The sequence below is a fragment of the Microbacterium sp. CCH5-D1 genome, assembly GCF_001557335.1.
Lineage (GTDB): Bacteria > Actinomycetota > Actinomycetes > Actinomycetales > Microbacteriaceae > Microbacterium > Microbacterium oxydans.
Map to the genome: position 1 here is coordinate 1 of NZ_LSJW01000054.1, position 17,015 is coordinate 17,015.

18 protein-coding genes are annotated in these 17,015 nt (G+C 67.5%); 7 read left to right on the forward strand and 11 right to left on the reverse strand.

The genetic code is table 11. The features are described from left to right. Positions 1–201 precede the first annotated feature (201 nt). Entirely contained in the window at positions 202–912 is a 711-nt protein-coding gene (locus tag AX744_RS03290; protein WP_046749399.1) for a beta-ketoacyl-ACP reductase, read from the forward strand. A gap of 15 nt (positions 913–927) precedes the next feature. On the opposite strand, the gene AX744_RS03295 is transcribed toward AX744_RS03290, so the two are convergent. From AX744_RS03295 to AX744_RS03305, 3 genes are read right to left on the reverse strand one after another with little or no spacing between them, the layout of a single operon-like run. Continuing rightward, a complete protein-coding gene (locus AX744_RS03295) occupies positions 928–1,623 on the reverse strand; it encodes an alpha/beta fold hydrolase (protein ID WP_061015389.1) in 696 nt (231 codons plus the stop codon). 46 nt (positions 1,624–1,669) lie between these two features. Next, complete coding sequence (gene serB, locus AX744_RS03300; protein WP_046749133.1) at positions 1,670–2,305, reverse strand: phosphoserine phosphatase SerB; 636 nt, start codon at positions 2,303–2,305, stop codon at positions 1,670–1,672. Positions 2,306–2,353: 48 nt separating this feature from the next. Next, a complete protein-coding gene (locus AX744_RS03305) occupies positions 2,354–3,595 on the reverse strand; it encodes a glucose-1-phosphate adenylyltransferase (protein WP_058631863.1) in 1,242 nt (413 codons plus the stop codon). A 46-nt stretch (positions 3,596–3,641) separates the two neighbouring features. Between AX744_RS03305 and glgA the strand changes: the two genes are divergently transcribed. The 3 genes from glgA (at position 3,642) to AX744_RS03320 (ending at position 5,979) form a co-directional block, all read left to right on the forward strand. Continuing rightward, positions 3,642–4,826, forward strand: a complete 1,185-nt coding sequence (glgA, locus tag AX744_RS03310) for a glycogen synthase (protein ID WP_058631864.1) — start codon at positions 3,642–3,644, stop codon at positions 4,824–4,826. 18 nt (positions 4,827–4,844) lie between these two features. Continuing rightward, the gene (locus AX744_RS03315; protein ID WP_046749130.1) at positions 4,845–5,630 is read left to right on the forward strand and encodes an ABC transporter ATP-binding protein; all 786 of its coding nucleotides are present in this window, start codon (positions 4,845–4,847) and stop codon (positions 5,628–5,630) included. A gap of 91 nt (positions 5,631–5,721) precedes the next feature. After that, positions 5,722–5,979 carry a type B 50S ribosomal protein L31 gene (locus tag AX744_RS03320; RefSeq protein ID WP_021200734.1) on the forward strand — a complete coding sequence of 86 codons (258 nt, stop codon included), beginning with the start codon at positions 5,722–5,724 and terminating at the stop codon, positions 5,977–5,979. Positions 5,980–6,047: 68 nt separating this feature from the next. Here AX744_RS03320 and AX744_RS03325 read toward each other — a convergent pair whose 3' ends face one another. Genes AX744_RS03325 through AX744_RS03335 form a run of 3 tightly spaced genes read right to left on the reverse strand, consistent with a single transcriptional unit; the run spans position 6,048 to position 9,640 of the window. Continuing rightward, positions 6,048–6,332 (reverse strand): hypothetical protein, encoded by a 285-nt coding sequence (locus tag AX744_RS03325; RefSeq protein WP_231728728.1) that lies wholly within the window; start codon positions 6,330–6,332, stop codon positions 6,048–6,050. Positions 6,333–6,386: 54 nt separating this feature from the next. Next, positions 6,387–7,634, reverse strand: coding sequence for an alpha/beta fold hydrolase (locus AX744_RS03330; RefSeq protein WP_061015390.1), 1,248 nt, complete (start codon positions 7,632–7,634; stop codon positions 6,387–6,389). A gap of 2 nt (positions 7,635–7,636) precedes the next feature. Then, a complete protein-coding gene (locus AX744_RS03335) occupies positions 7,637–9,640 on the reverse strand; it encodes a DUF262 domain-containing protein (RefSeq protein WP_058631868.1) in 2,004 nt (667 codons plus the stop codon). 176 nt (positions 9,641–9,816) lie between these two features. On the opposite strand from AX744_RS03335, the gene AX744_RS03340 reads away from it, so the two are divergent. Both AX744_RS03340 and AX744_RS03345 read left to right on the forward strand, forming a co-directional pair. After that, positions 9,817–10,590, forward strand: coding sequence for a hypothetical protein (locus AX744_RS03340; protein ID WP_021200730.1), 774 nt, complete (start codon positions 9,817–9,819; stop codon positions 10,588–10,590). Between the two features lie 192 nt (positions 10,591–10,782). Beyond that, positions 10,783–11,286 carry a DUF3145 domain-containing protein gene (locus AX744_RS03345; RefSeq protein ID WP_046749126.1) on the forward strand — a complete coding sequence of 168 codons (504 nt, stop codon included), beginning with the start codon at positions 10,783–10,785 and terminating at the stop codon, positions 11,284–11,286. Between the two features lie 138 nt (positions 11,287–11,424). Here the strand turns inward: AX744_RS03345 and yczR are convergent, their stop codons facing one another. Then, positions 11,425–12,828, reverse strand: coding sequence for a MocR-like transcription factor YczR (yczR, locus tag AX744_RS03350; protein ID WP_061015391.1), 1,404 nt, complete (start codon positions 12,826–12,828; stop codon positions 11,425–11,427). Positions 12,829–12,923: 95 nt separating this feature from the next. Between yczR and yczE the strand changes: the two genes are divergently transcribed. Beyond that, positions 12,924–13,589 (forward strand): membrane protein YczE, encoded by a 666-nt coding sequence (gene yczE / locus AX744_RS03355; RefSeq protein WP_058631870.1) that lies wholly within the window; start codon positions 12,924–12,926, stop codon positions 13,587–13,589. Between the two features lie 141 nt (positions 13,590–13,730). Here yczE and AX744_RS03360 read toward each other — a convergent pair whose 3' ends face one another. The 4 genes from AX744_RS03360 to AX744_RS03375 form a co-directional block, all read right to left on the reverse strand. After that, a complete protein-coding gene (locus AX744_RS03360) occupies positions 13,731–14,969 on the reverse strand; it encodes a beta-ketoacyl-[acyl-carrier-protein] synthase family protein (protein ID WP_046749123.1) in 1,239 nt (412 codons plus the stop codon). A 97-nt stretch (positions 14,970–15,066) separates the two neighbouring features. Beyond that, positions 15,067–15,315 (reverse strand): acyl carrier protein, encoded by a 249-nt coding sequence (locus AX744_RS03365; protein WP_017202249.1) that lies wholly within the window; start codon positions 15,313–15,315, stop codon positions 15,067–15,069. A 68-nt stretch (positions 15,316–15,383) separates the two neighbouring features. Then, positions 15,384–16,385: a beta-ketoacyl-ACP synthase III gene (locus tag AX744_RS03370; protein ID WP_058631871.1), complete on the reverse strand. Its 1,002-nt coding sequence runs from the start codon at positions 16,383–16,385 to the stop codon at positions 15,384–15,386. After that, positions 16,382–17,015: ACP S-malonyltransferase (locus tag AX744_RS03375; RefSeq protein WP_061015392.1), on the reverse strand; the 634-nt coding region annotated here is incomplete at its 5' end. The genes AX744_RS03370 and AX744_RS03375, both read right to left, overlap by 4 nt.

The following is a 17,015-nucleotide window of genomic DNA, read 5'->3' on the forward strand; positions in this document are numbered from 1 at the left end:
GCGCGAACGGCGCGTCGCCTGCCGGAGGAGGAGGATTGTCGCTCACGATGTTGCCCTTTCGTCTCGATCAGGGTTCCAGCAGCGCCCGCCTGTGTCAACGTCGCGATGAGGGTGCGCGCGGCGTCGTCGCTCGGAGCATCGTCGGTAGGATCGATGACGGTCCGAGACCTCGGACCGCAGGTCCAGAGCAGGAGTGTCCTCATGAGCGCTGAGCGCGTCGTCCTCGTCACCGGCGGAAACCGCGGTATCGGCCGTGCCATCGCGGAGCGCTTCGTGCGGGACGGATACCGTGTCGCGGTCACCGCGCGCAGCGGCGAAGGACCAGAGGGAACCCTCACCGTGCGGGCGGATGTCACGGATGCCACCGCGCTCGACGCCGCGTTCACGGAGGTGGAGCAGCAGCTCGGCCCGGTGGAGATCGTCGTCGCGAACGCCGGGATCACCAAGGACACCCTCCTCATGCGCATGAGCGAAGACGACTTCGACAGCGTGGTGGCGACGAACCTCGGCGGCACGTTCCGCGTGGTGAAGCGCGCCTCGAAGGGCATGCTGCGCGCACGATTCGGTCGTATCATCCTGATCTCGAGCGTCGTCGGTCTGTACGGTTCCGCCGGCCAGGCGAACTACTCGGCGTCGAAGAGCGCGCTCGTCGGCTTCGCCCGCTCGATCACGCGTGAACTCGGTGCGCGCGGTATCACCGCCAACGTCGTCGCTCCGGGGTTCATCGAGACCGACATGACCGCGGAGCTCCCCGAGGAGACGCAGAAGCAGTACAAGGCGAGCATCCCCGCCGCGCGGTTCGCGACCCCCGACGAGGTGGCGGGCGTGGTGACATGGCTCGCCGGTGACGATGCCGGTTACATCTCGGGCGCGGTCATCCCGGTCGACGGTGGACTCGGGATGGGCCACTGATCCGGACCGGGGTTTTCACCTCGCGATCGAGGCGGTGAGCAGTTCTCCGAGCCGTTCCGGCATGGAGAACTGCGGCCAGTGCCCGGAACCGATGCGAACGACCTCGGCATCGTCGATCGCACGGAACTCGTCGGCATACTCGCCCCACTGGGCGATCATCTTCTCGAACGCGGACTGATCCACGCCACCCATGAGCAGGGTCGCCGGCACGCGATACCGTGCCGGGTCACGCAGGACGATGCCGTCGGTCGGCACCCTCGCGGGCACGCTCCGGGTGAGCGGTGTCGTGCGCACACGGGTCGCCTCGTCGAGATCGTGCACGTCCTCCTCGGGGAAGAAGTCCCACCCCGGGAAGGGGACCACGCCGTCGACGAGCTCGAACTCGCTGATGCCGCTTCCCGTCGGCGGGGGTGCCGTGTCGACGAAGATGACGCGGCCGACGCGCTCGGGGCGCGCATCGACGACACCCCATGCGACGTTTCCTCCGCCGCTGTGACCGACGACGACGACCTCACCGGGAAGCGCATCGACCGCAGCGACCGCGGCATCGATCCAGTCCGAGATGCCGACCTCGGACGACGCCGACGCCGGTTCGCCGAGGCCGGGCATGGTGAGGGGATGAGCGCGGTGTCCCGCCGCTTCCAAAGAGGGGATGACGTCTTCCCAACTGGACGCATCGAGCCAGAGCCCGGGGATGAGGATGATGTCCATGCGTCGACGCTAGCGGCGGCGTCGGACAACCTCCAGAGGGATCCGTCTACGGAAGCAGAGCGATGACTTCGGAGAGGTCCTGCGGGCCGATCACGAGCGCGGCGGTCTGCCGTACGGTGGGCTTCGCATTGAAGGCGATGCCGAGCCCCGCCACCGCCATCATGGGCAGGTCATTGGCGCCGTCCCCGATGGCGATCGTGGCGCGCGGACCTACGCCGAGTTCTGCAGCCCACTCCTGAAGGGACGCCGCCTTCGCGGCTCCGTCGACGATGTCGCCCTCGACAAGGCCGGAGAGGACGCCGTCCACGACATCCAGGCGGTTCGCTCGCCAGCGATCGACGCCGAGTTCCGGCGCCACTGCGTCGAGGATCTCGTGGAAGCCGCCGGAGACGACCCCGACGACACCGCCGCGATCGTGGACTGCCGCCGTGAGCTCGCGGACTCCGGGGGTGGGCTCTATCCGCGCGCGGACGCGCTCGAACGCCGATACGGGCACTCCCTGCAGGGCCGCGACCCGGGAGCGCAGGCTCGTCGCGAAGTCCACTTCGCCGCGCATCGCCGCCTCGGTCGCCGCCTGAACCTCGGCGCGACGGCCTGCTTCGTCGGCGAGGAGTTCGATCACCTCGTTGCGGATGAGGGTGGAATCAGCATCGAGGACGACGAGGAATCGCGCAGCGGTCACCCGTCGAGCCTAGCGACCGCCCGGACCGCCTGAGCGCCGCATGACGCGTCAGCGTTCGATGAAGACGCCCTTGCCCACGACGGTGATGCCGGACTCGGTGACGGTGAAGCCACGGGCCAGGTCGCGCTCACGGTCGACCCCGACCGTCGCGCCATCGGCCAGGACGACGTTCTTGTCGAGGATGGCGCGGTGGATGCGCGCACCCTGCCCGACCTGCACGTGATCGAACACGACCGAGTCCGTGATGGTCGATCCGCCCCCCGCCAGAGTCCATGGACCGACCACGCTGCGTTCCAGGTGCGTGCCCGACAGCACCGATCCGAGGGAGACGATCGAGTCGATCGCGTTGCCGATGCGACCGACGGAGTCCCTGACGAACTTCGCCGGCGGAGAGTTCACCGCCTGCGAGTGGATCGGCCATTCCATGTTGTACAGGTTGAAGATCGGCAGTGTCGAGATGAGGTCCCTGTGCGCATCGAAGAAGGAGTCGATGGTTCCCACGTCTCGCCAGTACGAGCGGTCGCGCGGCGAGGACCCCGGAACCTCGTTCTGCTTCATGTCGTAGTAGCCCGCTTCGCCGCGCTCGACGAAGTACGGGACGATGTCGCCGCCCATGTCGTGACCTGACACGGGCGACTCCCCGTCTGCTTCGACGGCGGCGATCAGTGCATCAGCGTCGAAGATGTAGTTGCCCATCGAGGCGAGCACCTCGTTCGGCGAATCCTCGAGCCCTGCGATGTCGGTCGGCTTCTCCAGGAACTGCTTGATCCGGCCCGACTCCGCGTCGGCATCGATCACGCCGAACTGCGACGCGAGCGCGAGCGGCTGGCGGATCCCCGCGACTGTGGCCTTGGCGCCCGACTCGATGTGCGCCTCGAGCATCTGCCGGAAGTCCATCCGGTAGACGTGATCCGCACCGATCACGACGACGATGTCGGGCTTCTCGTCGTTGATGAGGTTCATGCTCTGCAGGATCGCGTCGGCGGAGCCGGAGAACCATCGCTTGCCGAGGCGCTGCTGGGCGGGCACCGAGGCGACGTACGAGTCGAGGAGAGCCGACATGCGCCAGGTCTGGGAGATGTGCCGGTCGAGGCTGTGCGACTTGTACTGCGTCAGCACGACGATCTGTCGGAGTCCCGAGTTGATGAGGTTGGAGATGGCGAAGTCGATGAGCCGGTACTGTCCGCCGAACGGCACTGCGGGTTTCGCTCTATCGGCCGTGAGGGGCATGAGGCGCTTGCCCTCGCCGCCGGCGAGGATGATCCCGAAGACCTTCTTTGGAGCGGACATGGCTCCACCATAGATGCCATCCTCCTCGCTGTACTAGCGTTCAGACATGCGAGTTGAAATGATCACGAAGGAGTACCCGCCGGAGGTCTACGGCGGTGCCGGCGTGCACGTCGCCGAGCTCGTGGCAGCGCTCCGACGGCACCTCGACGTCCAGGTCCGCGCGTTCGGGTCACCGCGCGATGAGGCGGGTACCTTCGCCTATCGCACGCCGACGGAACTCGCCGGAGCCAACGCCGCGTTGCAGACGCTCGGCACGGATCTGGAGATCGTGTCGGCCATCGCCGACGCCGACATCGTGCACAGTCACACCTGGTACGCGAACTTCGCCGGTCACCTCGCCTCACAGCTGCACGGCATCCCTCACGTCCTGACGGCGCACAGCCTCGAGCCCCTTCGGCCGTGGAAGGCCGAGCAGCTGGGCGGTGGCTATGCGGTGTCGAGCGGGATCGAGCGACTGGCGTACGAGAACGCGGCCGCCGTGATCGCGGTGAGCGCCGGGATGCGCGCCGACATCCTGCGCAGCTACCCGCAGGTGGACCCGGCGAGGGTGCGGGTGATCCACAACGGGATCGACGTCGACCGGTGGCGTCCGGTGCACGACGAAGCCTTCCTGCGATCGATCGGGATGGACGCCGCTCGTCCGTCCGTCGTCTTCGTCGGCCGCATCACGAGGCAGAAGGGGCTGCCGTATCTGCTGCAGGCGGCGCGGCTCCTCCCTCCCGAGGTGCAGCTCGTCCTCTGCGCGGGTGCTCCGGACACTCCGGAGATCATGGCCGAAGTCCAGGAGGGTGTGCGCCTGCTCCAGCAGGAGCGGGACGGCGTCATCTGGGTCGAGCGCATGCTTCCCCGCGACGAGCTCTCGGCGATTCTCACGGCCGCGACGACGTTCGTCTGCCCTTCCATCTACGAGCCGCTGGGGATCGTGAACCTCGAGGCGATGGCCTGTGGTGCGGCGGTCGTCGGGACGGCGACCGGCGGTATCCCCGAGGTCGTTGCCGACGGCGTGACCGGTCGCCTCGTGCCGATCGAGCAGGCGCAGGACGGAACGGGCACGCCGGTCGACCCGGAGCGCTATGTGGCCGACCTCGCAGCCGTGCTCACCGAGGTCGCGATGGACCCGGACCGCGCACGTACGTACGGCGAGGCCGGGCGCGAGAGGGCGCGCAACGAGTTCAGCTGGGCGGCGATCGCCGAGACGACGCGCGCGCTCTACGCGGAGCTGACCGCCTGAGCCGATAGGCTGGGGGGCATGCCGAGCGCTCTGGAATTCACCGACGTCGTCGTGCGCCGTGAGGGGCGCAACATCATCGATCACGTGGACTGGCGGGTCGACGACGACCAGCGATGGGTGATCCTGGGCCCGAACGGTGCGGGCAAGACGACCCTGCTCCAGCTGGCCGACACGCTCATGCATCCGACGGCCGGAACGGTGACCGTGCTGGGGGAGACCCTCGGCAGGACCGACGTGTTCGAGGTGCGGCCGCGCATCGGCTTCGCGTCGTCGGCGATGGCCAAGCGCGTGCCGCGAGACGAGACCGTGCTCAACACCGTGCTCACCGCCGCATACTCCGTGCTCGGTCGCTGGAACGAGAACTACGAGGACATCGACGAGCGTCGCGCGCTCCGCGTCCTCGGTGACTGGCGTCTCGACCACCTCGCCGACCGGACGTTCGGTACGCTCAGCGACGGCGAGCAGAAGCGGGTCCAGATCGCGCGTGCCGTGATGACCGACCCCGAGCTCCTGCTGCTCGACGAGCCGACGGCTTCCCTCGACCTCGGCTCCCGTGAGGAGCTCCTCGCGCTCCTCAGCGGATACGCGTCGTCTCCGACCACGCCGGCCATGCTGATGGTGACGCACCACGTCGAGGAGATCCCGGTAGGGTTCACCCACGTGATGCTGATCCGTGACGGCTCCGTCGTCGCGGCGGGCCCGATCGCCGATACGCTCACAGCGGAGACGCTCACCGACACGTTCGGGATGCCGATCGTGCTCAGCAGCGACGACGGACGCTACGCCGCGCGCGCGGCGTCCTGATCAAGGTCTGATAGAATCGACCCTTGGTGCTCTCTGCACCGCAGACTTCCCTCGTCCCTGGCACAATCCAGGGCAGCAACTAAGGAATCCCATGAAGACTGACATTCACCCCGAGTACAAGGCTGTCGTGTTCCGCGACCTGGGTTCGGGCGAGACGTTCCTCACCCGTTCGACCGTCTCGAGCGACAAGACCATCGAGCTCGACGGCGTGGAGTACCCCGTCATCGACGTCGAGATCTCCTCGGCTTCGCACCCGTTCTACACGGGAAAGCAGCGCATCATGGACTCGGCCGGCCGCGTCGAGAAGTTCAACCAGCGCTTCAAGGGCTTCGGCGGCTCGTCCAAGTAACGACTGCCGCACGGAAGGCCCCATGCTCCTCGGAGCGTGGGGCCTTCTTCGTACTCAGATGCTCGTGCTCAGATGTCGATGACGATAAGGCCGTCGTCGATAGAGCTCGGAGGATCGCCCGGAGAGGGCGCGGGGGCTGTGCGCTGTGTCTGGCGATCGCGCTCCTGTGCCGCCTCGTGCGCGGTGGGAGACCAAACGCTGTCGAACACGCCGACGAGGCCGCCGTTCGCGACACGCTCGTACTTCTTCTCCACCGGCTTGCGCGAGAACGTGTGCATCATTCCGAAGATCAGCAGGGCAGGACCCACGGCGAGGATGAAGACCACCGTCGTCCACGCCATCGCATCCTTCACGACTACAGGATAGGCAGGTCGGCGAGAAAGGACATCCTCCTCTCGGCGGAGCCGTCAGCGGATGCGTCGGCCGTGGGCGAGGTCGATCAGGCGGGAGAGCACGGGGCCGGAACGCAGGCCGTTGTGCTCATGCTCGCTCGTCTGCCAGAGCTGTACCCCGGGCAGGAGTCTCGCCGTCTCGATGGAGAACTCGTACGGCACGTAAACATCGTTGACGTAGACCGCGGCCGCGCCGGTGGCGCCCGATGCGACGATCGCTGAGGCGTCGTAGATCTGCGGCCACTCGAATTCTGCGAGCTCGAGGGCGACATCACGCCACGGCTGGAAGGCCGGCACCGACTCGGTCCACTCACGGCGGATGTGCTCGCCCGTGAACAGCGTCGGGTCGTCGCGGAAGTCCGTGGGCTCGGTGCGCTCGGCCGACCACCGAGTGGCGTGACCGTCGGCGTAGCTCGACTCGTGGAAGGTGAAGTACAGCGGGTTGCGGCCGTCATAGGGCATCGCGTGCATCAGGTCGTATCGGAAGGCGTTGGAGGCGGGATCGCGCTCCAGGAGCGACCAGACGGTCTGCCATCCGTCGTCGGTGCCGAGTGCGGATCCCATCGACCGCAGGCGCGAGCGTGAGACGACCTCTCCGTCGGGGAGGACGATGTCGCCCGCGTCCGCGAGATCGACGAGCCTTCGCATCGCGTCGCGGTGCTCGGGGAAACGGCGGTAGTAGCGTTCGGAGGCATCCCGCATCTTGTCGTAGCAGAGAGCGTAGACATCGTCGGGGTGACGCCCCACCGCGCTGAGCCCGCCGGTGATGAAGACGTCGTCGAGGGATCCGGCATCGGTGGAGAGATACGCGAGGGTTGTGAAGCCACCGAAGGACTGTCCGAGCACGCTCCAGGTGGTGGCTCCCAGGTGCTCGCGCAGAGCCTCGCAGTCGCGCACGATCGCGTCGGCCCGCAGATGGGTCAGATGCTCGGCGACCGCTGCCGAACCGCGTTCGAGGTCGAGATCGCCGACCGGGGTCGAACGTCCGGTGCCTCTCTGGTCGAGAAGCACCAGACGGTAGTGGGCGAGCGCTTCGTCGAGCCAGGCAGGCGACGTCGAGGAGTGGAAGGGGCGCGGCGCTTCGTGGCCGGGTCCGCCCTGCAGGAACACCAGGTAGGGAAGGGCCTCACCGCCCTCGCGAGCGACCACGCGCGCGAAGACGTCGATGGTTCGATGGTCCATGGGATCGCCCCATACCAGCGGGACGGTGAGAGTGTGCTCTTCGACGGTGAGGTCCTGCAGCTTGCGCACGATGGTGCTCATGTTCACATCACATTCCCGATGTAGGAGTACTTGACGAAGACCTCCGAGGCGATGCCCGACTCCTCGAGCACACCCTGCACAGCGGTCATCATGTAGTTGGAATCCCAGCCCATGTAGAGGAAGTGCCCCTCGCCGAGCTCATCCCACTGACCCTTCCAGGCCATGTCCTGATAGATGGGCCCTCCGTGTGCGGCACAGTAGGCGAGGGCTGCGTCTCTCGTGTCGGTCCAGGCGCGGCGGAAGACCCGGTTGAAGAGGTACTTCACGTCCGGCACCTCCCAGCGCTCGCCTCGATACTCGACGTAGTCGAACTCCCGCTCCCATCCGGTCGGCCACCCGCGGCGGCGCACGGCATCCAGGATCGGGGTCAGTCCGTCGTCGTCGATCTCGGGGAGGGCGGGTCGCGCCCAGATGCGGATCAGGTCGGAGGTGAGCGCGACGGTGCGGCGTGTGATCGCTGCGGTGTTCCACGAGTCGACGTCGGCCAGCTCTCGCGTCGCCGGCACCGCGCTGCGTGCGTACGCGTCCGAGCGCTTGACAGGGAACGAGGCGCCGAACACGCGCTCAGCGAGGTGCTCCTCGAGCAGGGTGAGGTTGCCGAGGGTCGGGGCGAGCGCGCGATGGCTGTTCTGCTCGTCCTCGGAGTACTCGCTCCACTGGCGCGTACCGTCGCCGGACCACGCGTCGCCCGGCACGGTCGGGACGATGTGCTCGATGTCGTAGGCGTCGAGGTCTTCCACGCCTTCCAGCCGTCCGAGCACGTAGGCAGGGTGGGGGAGTTCGCTGTACTTCAGCACCGCGCTCACCCGCTCGTCCGACGGGGTGATGCGAGCGAACGCCCGCGCGAGCGCATCCCTGCCGTCACGGCGGGCCCGGCACAGTCTCGCGACGAGTCGTTCGGCCGGCAGGTTCACCAGCGCACGGCGCAGGTACAGGGCTTGCAGCCACTCCAGGGTCTCGATGAACTCGTCGCGGTCGATGACCCCGCGGACGTGGTCGCTGTACGCGCTCATCACGAGAGGGTACGAGGAACGACCGAAGGTGTTGACGTGACGCAGCTGCTGCGCGATCCCGGGGTCCTGCTCCTGCGACGGGTCGAGCAGGATGCCGTAGATCTCCGCGTAGTGTCGCCACTGCGCCGCGTGGGCCTGCAGGTGGGCGACGTCGACGCGGGGGAACGACTGCCGGAAGGCGCTGTAGACCCCGTGCTCCCCGTTCGCGGCGACCTCGCGGCCGGTGACGAACACGAGGTAGTGCCGCCAGAAGGCGCCGATCGCCTCACCGGTGTGCCGTTCGATCGGCAGCCAGAAACGTGTCTCGACGTCGATCTGCTCGGCGTGACTGAGTCCCATGAGGATGTAGTTGTGGATGAGCTCGTGGTCACGCAGCGGTTCGCCTGTCGAGTTCAGGCTCTCGAAGATCTGCTGGGCGTTGGCGCGAGCGCCGAGGGTGATCGACACATGCTCGAGCTTCTGCAGACCTCGCCAGATGGTCGGCACCTCGTCGACATGGATCTGACTGCGGAAGAAGGCGTAGTTGTCGTCGAAGCGGGACTCGCGATCGGCATCGCCGCGTCGATCCAACACGACCGATTCGTACAGGTCAGCCCAGGCGTCGTGCGGGCGCAGCTTCGTGCGACCGGGGGAGTCGGAGCGGACGAGCACGCGTTCGAGATCGGCCGCCAGTGAGGGGTCGGTGTCGCGGATGGAGTGATGCAGCGCAGCGACGAGCAGCATCAGCGTGGTGATGCGCTGCTGGCCGTCGATGAGGATGAGGTCGGCATCGGAGGAGACGTTGTCCTGCGCGGAGAGGATCGAACCGATGAAGTGACGGTGGGCGTCGTCTTCGCCTGCCACGGCGCGGATGTCGGAGAGCAGCCGCTCGCAGCCGCCGATGTCCCATCGGTACTGCCGCTGATACACGGGGACCACGATGGTGGTGCCGCCCGCCGCGAGCCACTCGATCGTGTTGACTGCTGTCGCCTCGACGTTGGTCGCGGTGCTCATGCTGGTGTCTCGTCCTCCCGTTGCGACGGGTGCCGAGGCCTGGCCGGGCGCCCCGATCAGTCTATTCGGTTATGCACGGTCGACCTCCGAGGGGCTCGCGGGGGACGCTGTTAGGCTTGCCTTATCAGGGCCTGTTAAAACGTGCTGGCCCCCGATGAAAGGAACATGACTCGATCATGGGATACATCAAGTCCGCTGCGCTCGAGGAAAAGGGATTCGTCGTCCTCGACAGCTACAACCAGGAGCTCGACCCCAAGGAGTGGCTCGACATCGAGTACAACGACTGGAAGTCGTCGGGCGACACCCGCTTCGCACCTCTCGCCAGTGCCTTCGGCGACATCGAGTGCAACGGGTTCTGGAACCACAAGCCGCCGCGCACCGACAAGGACGGCGTCTGGATCGACTCACAGACCGAGAAGGCCCCGAACCTGACGCGGCGCGCTCAGGAGCCGGGTGCGAACGTTGGTCGGTGCCGCGTCATCGAGCTGCAGCCGACGCCCTACGGTGACTGCCTCTACAACCTCCACCAGGACGACAACAACCGCCTCAACCCGGATGGCACCGGCTGGGTCGTCCGTGGCTTCTTCAACCTCACGGACGACAAGGACAGCTACTTCGTCCTGCGTGAGAACCGCACCGACCCGAGCATCGAGTACCGTATCGCCCTCCCGGCCGGCGCTCAGCTCATCGTGGACACGCAGCGCCTGTGGCACGCGGCCACCCACAACGGCACCGAGCCCCGCTACTGCCTCATCACGTCGTGGACCTCGGGCCCCGAGCTCGACGCCTACATCGAGAAGTACCACGGCACCGACGACGTGCCCAACTACGAGGTCGACCAGGAGACGCTCGAGTTCGGGTATGCCGAGCAGGCCCGCAAGGATGCTGCTCGCGCGGCCTATTACGCCGCGAAGGGCCAGCAGGTCAAGCAGGCCATGAGCGAGGCGTGAGCATCTCCACGGTGGGTCGCTGAGCCCGTCGAAGCGCCCGAGGGCCCCGGTCTACGGACCGGGGCCCTCGTCGTGGAACCACATGCTTGTGATTTGCGGGGATCTCGGCGAGAATGGGCGCACAACCGCATATTCTCGCCACTTCGTGGTTCAGGTCGTTGGGGAAGACGCACCTGATGAAACGGAGAGATCATGGCGACGGCTTACGCACGCGGAGTGGTGTTCATCCACTCTGCGCCTCGCGCGCTCTGCCCGCACCTCGAATGGGCGGTGGGTCGCGCTATCGGGCGTGCGGTGAACTTCGACTGGACCGAGCAGCCCGTGCTCGAGGGTGCCCGACGGGCGGAGTTCTACTGGGACGGCCCCGTCGGTACCGGCGCGGCTCTCGCGACCTCCATCCGTGGGTGGGAGCACCTCCGCTTCGAGGTGACCGAGGACCCCACGCCGCGCAGCGACGGCGGCCGGTGGCTGCATACGCCCGACCTCGGTATCCACTATGCCCAGACCGACGCAGCCGGCAACATCGTGGTCGGCGAGGACCGCATCCGCTACGCGATGGAGATCGCGGCAGGGAGTGCCGTCGAGTTGCAGCGCGAACTCGACATCGCCCTGGGGTCGGCGTGGGATGAGGAACTGGAGCCCTTCCGTCATGCCAGCGACGACGCCAGAGTCGTCTGGCTCCATAAGGTCGGCTAGCCCGGCGCCACAGACCGGAACGGGGGAGGCGTGAGTATCGGATGCCGGTGAGTGATCCCGGACGCTGAGAAGACGTATCCCCGCTCCGCACGACGAGGACCCCGCCCCGGAAACGAGGCGGGGTCCTCGTCGTCCGTGTCAGATGACGGCCGCGTGCTGCAACGCACCGGACGCGGACGGGCTCCCGAGGCGCACGTCGTCCCAGGCCAGGGACAACCGCCGCATCGCTTCCGACATGCGCTCGGGGGGCAGCGTGATGGGGATGCGCAGCCGGCGTTCGAGCACTCCGCCCGTCGTGAAGCGGGGGCCGGGAGGAAGGACGAGCTGCCTTTCGCGGGCGGCGAGAGAGAGCGCGGTCGACAGCGGTGCGCCGATGTCGACCCAGGCGGAGAGTCCGCCAGGCGTATGCGGCATCCGGAACCCGGGGATGGCGGCCACCCCTTCCTCGACGGCGCTGCGTCCGGCGTGCAGACGTCGACGGACATGCGCTGTGAGCGCCGACATGTCGGCGAGGAGTTCGACGGCGATGCACTGCTCGAGCAGGGCCGTGCCGAGTTCGAAGGAGGGGCGCACGGCGAGCAGCCGCGCGATGACGGAGCACTCCGCACGGATCCAGCCGATGCGCATCCCGCCCCAGGCGATCTTCGACATCGATCCGACGGTGATCACATTGGGCCCGCCCGCGGCCATCGGAGTCGGTGACCATCCCCGGTCGATGTCGAGTTCGGTGGTCGTCTCGTCGACGATGAGGTGGGTACCCACGTTGCGGGCTGTGGTCGTGATCCGCGACCGCTCGTCATCGGGAAGGGTCGCTCCGGTCGGGTTGTGGAAGTCGGGGATGAGGTAGGCGACATGCGGCCGGGCGCTGAGCAGCGTCTCGTTCAGGTGCCTGGCATCCCACCCGTCGGCATCCACGGGCGTCGGAACAAGCCGGTACCCGTGGCGGTGCAGGGCCTCCAGCGCGTGAGGGAAAGTCGGCTGCTCCACCAGCGCCTTCTCTCCGCGACGCCCGATCGCCGCGAGGATCAGATTGATCGCATTGAGCGCTCCGGAGGTGATGATGATCTCGTCGGCCGACGTCGGTGCGCCCCGATCGCGGAAGCGCTGAGCGACCGCCTCGCGCAGCTCGGGGAGTCCGCGGAGCGAGTACCCGCTGGTGCCGCGCAGCGCCGCGAGACGGGGCAGCGACCGCACGGTCGCGTCGTACAATCCCGGCGTCGAGTCCATCGACGCGATGGAGAGGTCGACCGACTCGTCGTCGGCCTCGGCTCCAGGAGCAGTATGTCCATTCGGGAGGGTGACGCGCGTGCTTCCCCCGTGCAGGCGCGAGACGTAGTCGTCCGATTCCAAGATGCCGTACGCGCGAGTGATCGTGGAGCGAGAACGGCGCAGCTCGAGCGCAAGGGCGCGCTCACTCGGGAGACGCTCGCCGACGGTGAGGCGGCCGTCGAGGATCAGCGCCCTGATCTGGTCTGCGAGCGCCGATGCCGTGGCGCCGGCGACGTTGTGCACCCCGAGCTGTTCGACGAGACGTGATCCCATATGTCCAGCATGACGCAAAGTGGACTGATCTACGCAGGCCACTTTGCGGTGAGTGGTATCGCTTCGGATGGGGGGACAGGGGCCAGAGTGGAGGGATGATCCTCCGTTCCGTGCTCCTCCCCGTGACCGCCACCAGTCGGCGTGACCTCGTCGAGCGGTTCGTGCAGCTGCTCGTCGGTCTGTTCCTCTATGGCGTCGCGCTCGGGTTCATGGTGCGCGGTGGCATCGGAGTGGCACCGTGGGACGTGCTGGCACTCGGTCTCGCGGAGCAAACCGGGCTCGGATACGGCGTCATGACCGTGCTGGTCTCGATCGTCGTCCTCCTGCTCTGGATCCCGTTGCGCCAACGCGTGGGGCTTGGCACCGTGTTGAATGCCCTGCTCGTCGGTCCGAGTGCGGACCTCGCGCTCGCCCTGATCCCGCAGCCGTCCTCGGTATGGATCGGCGCTCCGATGTTCGTCTTCGGGCTGCTGCTGCTGGCCTTCGCGACCGGCCTCTACATCGCTGCCGACTTCGGCCCGGGCCCTCGTGACGGCCTGATGACGGGACTCGTTCGGCGAACAGGCTGGGCGGTATGGCTGGTGCGCACGTTGATCGAGGGGAGCGTGCTGCTCGTCGGCTTCCTCCTCGGAGGCCCCGTCGGAGTAGGAACCGTCCTCTTCGCCTTCGGCGTCGGTCCGTTGATCGGTTGGTTCCTCCCGCGCATCACCCGGATGCGCGAGACCCGTTCGCGAAAGCTCGGGAGCCTCCGCTCCGCCTGACGGATCCGTGTGCATCTGCATGACCTGTGCATACGGGCATGACCGAGTACCGGTGGATACTCATGCATCCGTGTGATCCTCATGCATACGCGAAGAGCGGCCCTCGGAATCCCGAGGGCCGCTCTTCGTGTGCGTGGCGTATCAGTCGGCGCTGGCGAGAACGAGGACCGCGTTGTGTCCGCCGAAGCCGAAGGAGTTGCTGATCGCGATCTGCGGGCCGTCGCCGAGAGGCGTGGCTTCGCCTGAGAGACGGAACGGGACCGCGGGGTCCGGCTCCGTCATGTTGATCGTCGGAGGTGCGACGCGGTCGCGCAGGGCGAGGAGCGAGAAGATCGCCTCGAGCGCGCCGGTGCCGCCCAGCAGATGTCCGGTCGAAGCCTTCGTCGCGGAGACCGGGATCTCGTCGATCCGCTCGCCGAAGACCTTCTTGAGCGCGACGTACTCGTTCGGGTCGCCCACCGGCGTCGACGTCGCGTGCGCGTTGATGTGCGTGACCTGGTCGGCGGTGACGCCGGCCTCGTCGAGGGCCTGGGTCACGGCTCGTGCCGCACCGTTCCCCTCGGGGTCGTTCCCGGTGATGTGGTAGGCGTCGGCTGTGACTCCGCCGCCGAGCACATACCCGTAGATCTTGGCCCCGCGTGCCTTCGCGTGCTCCTCGGTCTCGAGGATGAGTGCGGCGGCGCCCTCACCCATGACGAACCCGTCGCGGTCGATCGCGCCGGGGCGGGAGGCATGGGCCGGGTCGTCGTTCCGGCGGGACAGCGCCTGCGCGGAGGCGAAGGAGGCCATCGTGATGGGGTGGATCGCCGACTCGGTGCCACCGGCGATCACGACGTCCGCGAGGCCATCCTGCAGGTGGTGGAGAGCGTGGATGATCGACTCGGTGCTGGAGGCGCAGGCGCTGACCACGGTCTGCGCGTAGGCACGTGCATGGAACTGCAGCGACAGGTTGCCCGCAGCGGCGTTCGGCATGAGCATCGGGACCGTGAGCGGCATCACCCGACGGGGACCCTTCTCGCGCAGGGTGTCCCATGCGTCGAGAAGCGTCCAGAGGCCGCCGATCCCGGTGGCGAAGTCGACGCCGAGCCGTTCGGGAGCCACCTCGGGGGAACCTGCATCCTCCCAGGCTTCGCGCGCCGCGATCAACGCGAACTGCGACGAGGGGTCGAGGCGCTTGGCCTCATGCCGGGGGAGAACCTCTTCCGGGCGGACGATCGCCTCGGCGGCGAACGTGACGGGCAGCTCGTACTGCTGCACCCAGTCGTGTTCGAGCGTGCGGGTGCCGGACATGCCGGCAAGCAGGTTCGTCCAGTTCTCCGGGGCCGTGCCGCCGATGGCGGAGGTGGCGCCGATGCCGGTGACGACGATGCGCTTGGTCATGGGGTGTGGTTCCTTGTCGAAACGAAGTCGAACGGGTGAGAGGGCAGGTCGGCGGATGCCACTCCCCGCGAGGTGCGGGGGTGGCATCCTGCCGGGATTACTCCTGGCCCGCGACGATGAAGTTGACGGCGTCGCCGACGGTCTTGAGGTTCTTGACCTCGTCGTCGGGGATGGTGACGCCGAACTTCTCCTCGGCGTTGACGACGATCGTCATCATCGAGATGGAGTCGATGTCGAGGTCGTCCGTGAACGACTTCTCGAGGGCGACCTCGGAAGCGTTGATGCCGGTCTCGTCGGTGATGAGCTCTGCGAGGCCAGCGAGGACCTCGTCGTTGGTGAAAGCCATGTGGTCTTCCTCTTTCTTGCGGGTTGTTTTCGGAACCGTGGAACAGTCTAGGGAAAGTCAGCGCATTCTCAGGGAAGGACGACGACCTGTGCGGCGAACACGAGTCCCGCACCGAATCCGATCTGCAGCGCGAGTCCACCAGAAAGCTCGGGGTGCTCGGCCATCAGACGGTGGCTGGCCAGGGGGATGGACGCAGCCGAGGTGTTGCCCGTGGTCTCGATGTCGCGCGCGATGACCGTGGTCTCCGGCAGCTTCAGCTGCTTGGCGAACTCGTCGATGATCCGCATGTTGGCCTGGTGGGGGATGAAGGCGGCGATGTCGGCCGGCTCCACACCCGCCTTGTCCAGTGCCTCGCGCGCGACCTTCGCCATCTCCCAGACCGCCCAGCGGAAGACGGTGGGGCCTTCCTGGCGCAGGGTCGGCCACGGAACCACGCCGTCGCGGAAGTCGGTGAGGGTGCCGTTCATTCCCACGGCGTCGGCCTTGGAACCGTCGGATCCCCAGACGGCGGGGGCGATGCCGGGCGTGTCGCTCGGACCGATCAATGCGGCGCCCGCCCCGTCGCCGAGGAGGAACGAGATGCTGCGGTCGGTCGGGTCGACGACGTCGGAGAGCTTCTCTGTACCGATGACCAGCGCGTAGCGGGCGGCCCCGGCCTTGATCAGCGCATCGGCCTGGGCGATCGCGTAGGCGTATCCGGCGCAGGCGGCGTTGATGTCGTACGCGGCAGCGGGATTCGCTCCGACGCGGTCGGCGACGATCGCCGAGACCGAGGGGGTCTGCTTCGGGTTGCTGATCGTCGCCACGATCACCAGGTCGACCTGATCTGCCGGAACACCCGACTTCTCGATCGCCTCGGCAGCCGCGGCGGTGGCCAGGTCGATCGCGTCCGTGCCCTTATCGGCGCGAGCGCGCGTCACGATGCCGGTGCGCTGACGGATCCACTCGTCGCTGGAGTCGATCGGGCCGATCAGGTCCTCGTTGGGCACGGCGTTCTCACCGCGGGCGGCGCCGTACGAGTAGATGCGCGTGTACGCGGGACCCGTGAGCTGGGCGAGGGTGACGCTCATGCGGCTTCTCCGTTCAGCAGCGCGACTGCTGCATCGAGGTCTTCAGGGGTCTTCACGGCGACGGTGGGGACACCACGGAGGCCGCGCTTGGCGAGACCCACCAGAGCGCCGGCCGGGGCCAGTTCGATCACACCGGTGACGCCGGCTTCGGCGAACGACTGCATGCAGAGGTCCCATCGCACCGGCGACGACACCTGGTCGACGAGGAAGCTTAGCGCCTGCGGGCCGTCCGTGACGGCAGAGCCGTCGCGGTTGGTCCACAGGGTGATGTCGGGATCTGCCGGCGTGACGTCGGCGACGGCGTCACGGAGGGCTGTGACGGCGGAAGCCATGTACTGCGTGTGGAATGCTCCGGCGACCTGCAGCGGGACCACGCGGGTGCCCTTGAGCGGCTCCTCCGCGAGTGCGGCGAGTGCGGGGAGGGCGCCGGCGACGACGATCTGGCCGCCGCCGTTGTAGTTGGCGGGCGAGAGGTCGAGTTCGGTGAGGCGCGCGAGGAGAGCGTCTTCGTCGCCTCCGAGCACGGCGCTCATACCCGTCTGCTCCTGCGCCGCGGCATCAGCCATCGCCCGCCCGCGGATGCCCACGAGGCGCATACCGGTGTCGGCATCGATCACGTTGCTGCCGACG